At 42.8% G+C, this 6,840-nt stretch carries 7 protein-coding genes; 3 read left to right on the top strand and 4 right to left on the bottom strand.

Going from position 1 to position 6,840, the window contains the following annotated elements:
* From C6H66_RS10260 to manA, 4 genes are all read right to left on the bottom strand, one after another.
* A partial coding sequence (locus C6H66_RS10260; protein ID WP_146111040.1) for a helix-turn-helix domain-containing protein occupies positions 1-194 on the bottom strand: 194 nt, incomplete at its 3' end.
* Positions 195-443: 249 nt separating this feature from the next.
* On the bottom strand, positions 444-1,445 hold the full coding sequence (gene add, locus C6H66_RS10255) for an adenosine deaminase (protein WP_105395520.1): 1,002 nt from the start codon (positions 1,443-1,445) through the stop codon (positions 444-446).
* A gap of 77 nt (positions 1,446-1,522) precedes the next feature.
* A complete protein-coding gene (locus tag C6H66_RS10250; protein ID WP_105395519.1) occupies positions 1,523-3,076 on the bottom strand; it encodes a YdgA family protein in 1,554 nt (517 codons plus the stop codon).
* Positions 3,077-3,215: 139 nt separating this feature from the next.
* Positions 3,216-4,388 (bottom strand): mannose-6-phosphate isomerase, encoded by a 1,173-nt coding sequence (gene manA / locus C6H66_RS10245; RefSeq protein ID WP_105395518.1) that lies wholly within the window; start codon positions 4,386-4,388, stop codon positions 3,216-3,218.
* Positions 4,389-4,567: 179 nt separating this feature from the next.
* On the opposite strand from manA, the gene fumC reads away from it, so the two are divergent.
* From fumC to pemK-mt, 3 genes are all read left to right on the top strand, one after another.
* The gene (gene fumC, locus C6H66_RS10240) at positions 4,568-5,962 is read left to right on the top strand and encodes a class II fumarate hydratase (protein WP_036805900.1); all 1,395 of its coding nucleotides are present in this window, start codon (positions 4,568-4,570) and stop codon (positions 5,960-5,962) included.
* A 222-nt stretch (positions 5,963-6,184) separates the two neighbouring features.
* Complete coding sequence (gene pemI, locus C6H66_RS25620; protein WP_036805903.1) at positions 6,185-6,442, top strand: type II toxin-antitoxin system antitoxin PemI; 258 nt, start codon at positions 6,185-6,187, stop codon at positions 6,440-6,442.
* A gap of 1 nt (position 6,443) precedes the next feature.
* Positions 6,444-6,776 (top strand): type II toxin-antitoxin system toxin endoribonuclease PemK-mt, encoded by a 333-nt coding sequence (gene pemK-mt, locus C6H66_RS10235; protein WP_146111039.1) that lies wholly within the window; start codon positions 6,444-6,446, stop codon positions 6,774-6,776.
* The last annotated feature ends 64 nt before the right edge of the window (positions 6,777-6,840 follow it).

Here is a 6,840-nt window from a genome sequence, read left to right as displayed (position 1 = left end):
TGATTAAGGTAATCACTGATATGGCGGTCAACAGTGGTCTGATGGAGTCGCAATGCCTGGGCTATCATCATAGAACTCCACCCTTCAGAAGCCAGAAGGATAGCTTTTATTCTGTCTCGTACCTGACCATCACGAGTGGTGTCGTGAAGATGTTCAAGTTTGATTTTTTGTTCTGATGTAATAAATATTTTCATAGCGAGGATAATGATCTCCATTTCAGATAAAATCAAGCATCTTCAATGATTACGGGTATAGATAAATCATAAGGTCAAAACCACCAAAAAATCCACTAAAATCAACTAGAACCTATAATGTAGCTATTACTGCGTTTATATTGCGGTGACGTCCATATTCAGCACTATACGAACTACATATTTGTACATTATATTTCAAGTAATAACCATAATCAGGAATGGGCGATTCCATTCCTGAGCTATTTATATTTAACGACTTGCTGCTTTTATGCGTAATGCCTGTTTTTCCGCATCACTGATAAAAGAGGTTTCCAGCCCGTTTATTTGAGCCTGGCGAATTTGAGCAATAGATAAACCTGCGGCAGGTGCGGCAACTTCATATTCATGGCGGATGTCTATACCTTCAACGGCCGGATCATCGGTATTAATGGAAGCAAGAATACCTTTTTCCAGAAATTGTTTCAGTGGATGATCCAATAAAGAACTGACGGTGCTGGTTTGAAGGTTTGAGGTTAAACAGGCTTCAATACCAATACGGTTTTCAACCAAATAATCCATCAATCTGGGATCGGTAATGGCTTTTACCCCATGACCAATACGAGTCGCGCCTAATTCACGAATGGCTTGCCAAATACTTTCAGCACCAGCGGCTTCACCGGCATGAATAGTTATTTGCCAGCCAGCATCACGGGCTTTAGTAAAATGAGATTGAAAAAGATGACCGGGAAAACCTAATTCATCACCTGCCAGATCCAGTGCAGTAATATGTTGGCGATGGGCTAGCAGGGCAGCTAATTCCTGAGCACAGGCTTGTTCACCAAAAGTTCTGCTTAAAATTCCGATAAGACGAATGTCGATATCGTGATTTTGACGGGCAGAATGGATACCATCAATAATTGCCTCAACGACCCCTTCAACCGGAAATTTGTGGTTCATCGCCATGTAATAAGGGGAAAAACGTAACTCAGCATAATCTAGCCCAGAATTGATGGCATCTTCAACGTTCTCAATAGCAACACGACGACAAGCGTCCAAATCAGCCAGTACCGCCACTCCCCAATCAAGTTTTTGCAAAAAGCTTACCAAGCTCGGTTCATTGTTAATAATTTGTACGTGAGGGCGTAGTGATTCCAGATCATTTGCTGGAAGCTGAATATTATGCTGGGTGGCAAGATCTAAAATAGTCTCCGGCCGGATATTTCCATCAAGGTGGCGGTGTAAATCTGTCAGTGGGAGTTTTATGTCAATCACATTCCGGTCCTTTTTTATATAAAAATGCCAGTCACATGCGTTGACTGGCAATTTAACAAAGCGTCTATAAACGCGTTTTATTGCGCAGGTTGCACAGTACCTTCTGTTTTCTCTTTTCCACTGTCGTGGTTGTCGCCTTCTGGCATTGTTTGCTCTGGTGCTTCGTTATCATCAGAAGAGTCGTCGGATAAATAGTATTCAGACAGGAACTGATGTAAAGGCATTTTCTTACCGTTCATTTCTACATTACCGTCTGCATAGCTAAACTTAATGCTGATAGCATCTTTATCAACTGTAGTAAGTTTAAACAGTTGTCCTAATTGTTCAAATTGATTTATCTGTTGTTCAGCATTCTGTTCAGCCTTTGCTTTATCCATGCCATTCATGATCATTGACTGAGTAGAGAACTCAATCATCATAGGTCTTGGTAATGTGACATTCAGAGACATGTTCTGAATTAAAGTACGAATAGCTTCTTCTGTTTTCATTGAATACAAGCTACTTTTATCTTTCGGTAAGTTCTTCAAACTCACTTGGTAATTAATGGTGCTTTCACCTTTGGCATTTTTCCAGGTTAATGGTTCGATACCAAATTGTGGATTGTTTTTCAGCAAAATAGGCAGGTTAGACAATACCGCGTCAATAATGGCGGTATCTGCCGCATCGGAAGAGAGATCGCCAGAAGAGAGTGATTTGGCGGCTGCATCATTGTAGGCTTGAGTAAACTGACGAACGGCTTCACCATCCAGACGATCCGCAGTAATTACAAACTTACCAGAACCAAAATCAAGATTTCTCATCTTGAGACCATCTAAACTGTAAGTAATTTTCCCTTTTAGATTAGTTTCATCTTCACCAATATTTGAATCTATTTTAACACCGGAAAGCATCATATCTTCATTGCCGATACCTTTTAGGCTGATTTCCTGAATTTCAATGCTTTGATCGCCAACATAGATATCAAATTTGCCTTTTTTATTGGACAGGTTTAAATCAATACCTTTGACAAGGAAATTTTCGTCATTTTTATTGATGGCTAACTGGTCACTCTTGATTGCCAGTGATATCTCTTTCAGATCACGACTGAGATCGGAAGTCAGTTTGGCGCCGGAAAAATTGAATTTAGCGCCATTTTTTTCAAATTCGACAGGGATGATATCAACATCAGAAATAACAGAACCACGATAACTGACACGTGAATCAGAAGTAAGCAGCGATTTTCCTTTAGTGATTTCAAACAGCGGTTTTAAAGCTTCATTATTCTCCAGTTCGGAATGAACAGAAGCCAGACTAGGAATTAAGGTTAGTTTTTTCACTTGTGCCAGTGGGAAAGGGCCGTGATCAATCACAGACTTAATTGAAATTTCTTCACCTGGTTTAATTTCTGCGTTTTCAACGCCATCTTTAGCTTTTAAAACGAGACGAACGTCAGAACTGAACACGCCACGGTGGAAATCTTTACTCTGTAACATCAGACCTGTTTCAGGGAAAGCTTTTTTCATTTCAGCATTAGCGCGGGAAATAGATTGATCTATACGTTGTTCAATCTGCTTGCCTGTATACCATGAAGCCCCAGTCCAAGCTGCTCCTAAAGCAGCAATAATGCCTACGGCCACTAACGATTTTTTCATAATGGAAATCCATCCTTTTAGCACATACTTTGTAGTAAGTAATATGTGCCCTCTAGTATAAAAACGGCCGTTAGCATCACTTGGAATTTAAGCAGTGCTTAACGGCCTGTGAATAAGTTTCAGGCCCAGATTGGCATTATTAATTAAAAACCTGGGCGGTAAAACCATCACCCTGAATAATCACAGCCTTTTCGGCAGCAGATATAAATACTGACTCACCTGGGAAAATTCTTAATTGGTGTTCTCCAGATTGTATAACTGTTTGACCTTCAACACAAAAAACAATCGATGCTGAATTGTTATCCAGCGTAATTGGTTGCTTTGATAGAGAATAAATAGAAAATGCAAAATCATCTACTGGAACAGGGAAGTTTTTCGCTGTTTTTTCCTGTTTCGGTAGCGTAAATAAGGTGTCTGTTGGTTTTGATACAAAATCAAGGTTTGCCATTAACTCAGGAATATCCATATATTTATTGGTCAAACCCGCTCGTAAGACGTTATCTGAATTTGCCATAACTTCAAGAGCAACCCCTTCCAGATAAGCGTGAGGCGTGCGAGCACATAAAAACATGGCTTGACCTGGTTCAAGCTCAATGACATTAAGTAAAAGTGGAATAAACAGGCCATTGTCATCAGGATAAAACGCCGTCATTTTCTTGATGGAATCCCAAGGTTCACCGAGCCGACTGTTTAACGCTGATTTTAATACGCCAAGAGCTAACTGCTTTTGTTTACCGCTCATATTAAGCAATTGGGAAAATAAGCAGGCAAGATTCTGTTCATTTGGTGTTTGAATAAAGTACGGAATCTTGGGATGGGCCGCAATAACGAATTCCAATAATTGCGCTATTTCGTTTAATGGACGGAATCCATTCATTGCCCGGAAAGGGGTGAGGGCATAAACCAATTCAGGTTTATGGTTATCATCTTTGTAATTTCTTTCGGTTGAATCCAATGGAATACCGGCGATATTCTCTTTGGCAAAACCCTCTTCTGCGGATTTTTTATCAGGGTGAACCTGAATTGAGAGAGGTTGAGCCGCGCACAATACCTTAAATAGAAAAGGCAGGCGGTGAAATCTATCTGAAACTTTTTTCCCCAGATATTTTTCCGGATCACTGGCTATTAATTCATTTAAGGCAATGGGTTTTCCCGTTTCGGGATTGGTTACAAATGAACTGCTTTTAGGATGGGCGCCCATCCATAATTCAGCCATTGGCAGATTATCTGGATTTTCAACACCATAAATATCGGTCAGGGCGGTTTTACTTCCCCATGAATAGTGCTGGATCTGATTTATCATCTTCAACATGGCCGTTACTCTCTTTTTAAAAAAATCAATCTATTTCCTTTCTACCACAATACGATAAATACGACTTGGTTGGCATAATCAGGAACTAATATGTGGCATGATAGCAGAATGTTAATCAGTTTATCTGCAAAGACTGATTATGCATATTCGATTATTCTGTGTGTTAAGGAGAGATAGTAATGGCAGCCACTCGCATTGAAAAAGACTCAATGGGGCCTATCGAAGTACCTGCTGACCAATTGTGGGGAGCGCAAACTCAACGCTCGCTTGAGCATTTCCGCATTTCGCAGGAGAAAATGCCGGTTGCATTAATTCATGCTCTGGCATTGACCAAACAGGCTGCGGCCAGTGTCAATATGGATTTGGGCCTTCTGCCGCAAGAACGTGGAGAAGCCATTATTGCTGCTGCGAAAGAGGTGCTGGAAGGTAAACATCCGACAGAATTTCCGCTTGCTATCTGGCAGACCGGTTCTGGAACGCAAAGCAACATGAACATGAACGAAGTGTTGGCGAACCGTGGTAGCGAGATCCTTGGCGGGGTGAGGGGTAACGAACGCCTTATCCATCCTAACGATGATGTAAATAAAAGTCAGAGTTCTAATGACGTTTTCCCAACAGCAATGCATGTTGCCGCTGTTATCGCGTTGCGTGAACACCTTATCCCTGAGCTGAAAATATTACAAAAAACATTGGCTGATAAAGCTGAAGCTTATAAGGATATCGTTAAGATTGGTCGTACCCACCTGCAAGATGCGACGCCACTGACTCTTGGTCAGGAAATTTCTGGCTGGGTAGCAATGTTAGCGCATAACCTGAAACACATTGAAGACAGTATTCCCCATGTTTGTGAACTGGCGCTAGGGGGAACTGCGGTTGGCACCGGTTTAAATACTCATCCTGAATATGCTGTTCGTGTCGCGAAGAAATTGGCTGAACTGACCAGCCATCCGTTTGTTACTGCGCCAAATAAATTTGAAGCGCTGGCGACTTGTGATGCTCTGGTTCATTCTCATGGCGCATTAAAAGGTCTGGCTGCATCCATGATGAAGATTGCAAACGATGTTCGTTGGTTGGCTTCCGGTCCTCGCTGTGGCATCGGTGAAATTTCAATTCCTGAAAATGAACCAGGTAGCTCAATCATGCCAGGTAAAGTTAACCCAACTCAGTGTGAAGCGGTGACTATGCTTTGTGCTCAGGTTATGGGTAATGATGTTGCTATTAATATTGGTGGTGCATCGGGCAACTTTGAGCTAAACGTGTTCCGCCCAATGGTGATTAATAACTTCTTGCAATCTGTTCGCTTGTTGGCTGATGGTATGCGTAGCTTCAATGAACATTGTGCAGTCGGTATCGAACCTAATCGCGATCGTATTACTCAATTGCTGAATGAATCTCTGATGCTGGTAACGGCGTTGAATACACATATCGGTTATGACAAAGCCGCCGAAATTGCCAAGAAAGCTCATAAAGAAGGGCTGACATTGAAACAGTCGGCAATGAAACTGGGTTATCTGACAGAAGCTGAGTTTGATGAGTGGGTTCGTCCAGAAGATATGGTTGGCAGCTTGAAATAATTGTTGTTTAGCCATAAAAAACTGACCGGAGACGAGTGCTCCGGTTTTTTATTTAAACGGGAATACGTGGGATTAGGTTTATGGTTTCCACCGTTACTGGCAGTGGGCCTGCTACGCTTCTGGGATAAAAAGTTATATATTTATTTAACTTTTTAGTGTTGCCGCCTGGTTTATTTCCCTGTTGGATGTTATATTTATATATAACTTTTATGGAGGTGAAATATGCATACCACTCGTCTGAAGAGAGTCGGCGGCTCCGTTATGCTGACCGTTCCGCCGGCGCTGCTGAACGCACTGTCTCTGGGAGCAGATAATGAAGTCGGCATGGTCATTGATAATGGCCGGCTGATAGTGGAGCCGCACAAGCGCCCACAATATTCGCTTGCTGAACTGCTGGCACAGTGCGATCCGGATGCCGAAATCAGTGCAGAAGATCGTGAATGGCTGGACGCGCCAGCTGCAGGCCGGGAGGCAATCTGATATGGAGAGAGGGGAAATCTGGCTTGTCTCACTCGACCCTACCGCAGGCCATGAGCAGCAGGGAACGCGGCTGGTGCTGATTGTCACGCCAGCGGCCTTTAACCGCGTGACCCGCCTGCCTGTAGTGGTACCCGTTACCAGCGGTGGTAATTTTGCCCGTACCGCTGGCTTTGCAGTATCGCTGGACGGTGCCGGTACACGTACAACCGGCGTTGTGTGCTGCGATCAGCCGCGCACAATTGACATGGGCGCACGGGGCGGAAAGCGGCTTGAGCGTGTGCCTGCAAAAATCATGGATGACGTTCTGGCCCGACTGACCGTAATTCTTAGTTGAATCAATAACGTGAATATGTTGCCGGCATAGCCTGTTCCTGAATAGCTGCAATATACTGTATGTA

The organism is Photorhabdus hindustanensis (assembly GCF_002968995.1).
Taxonomy (GTDB): Bacteria; Pseudomonadota; Gammaproteobacteria; order Enterobacterales; family Enterobacteriaceae; genus Photorhabdus; species Photorhabdus akhurstii.
The sequence above is the reverse complement of the archived record's forward strand: the minus strand, read 5'-3'. Positions and strand labels throughout refer to the sequence as shown.

What these genes read in the sequence shown, in the direction of transcription:
- pemI (WP_036805903.1), top strand. Translation starts at nt 6,185, where the DNA reads ATGCATACCACTCGTCTGAAGAGAGTCGGCGGCTCCGTTATGCTGACC.
- C6H66_RS10250 (WP_105395519.1), bottom strand. Translation starts at nt 3,076, where the DNA reads ATGAAAAAATCGTTAGTGGCCGTAGGCATTATTGCTGCTTTAGGAGCA.
- pemK-mt (WP_146111039.1), top strand. Translation starts at nt 6,444, where the DNA reads ATGGAGAGAGGGGAAATCTGGCTTGTCTCACTCGACCCTACCGCAGGC.
- manA (WP_105395518.1), bottom strand. Translation starts at nt 4,388, where the DNA reads ATGTTGAAGATGATAAATCAGATCCAGCACTATTCATGGGGAAGTAAA.
- fumC (WP_036805900.1), top strand. Translation starts at nt 4,568, where the DNA reads ATGGCAGCCACTCGCATTGAAAAAGACTCAATGGGGCCTATCGAAGTA.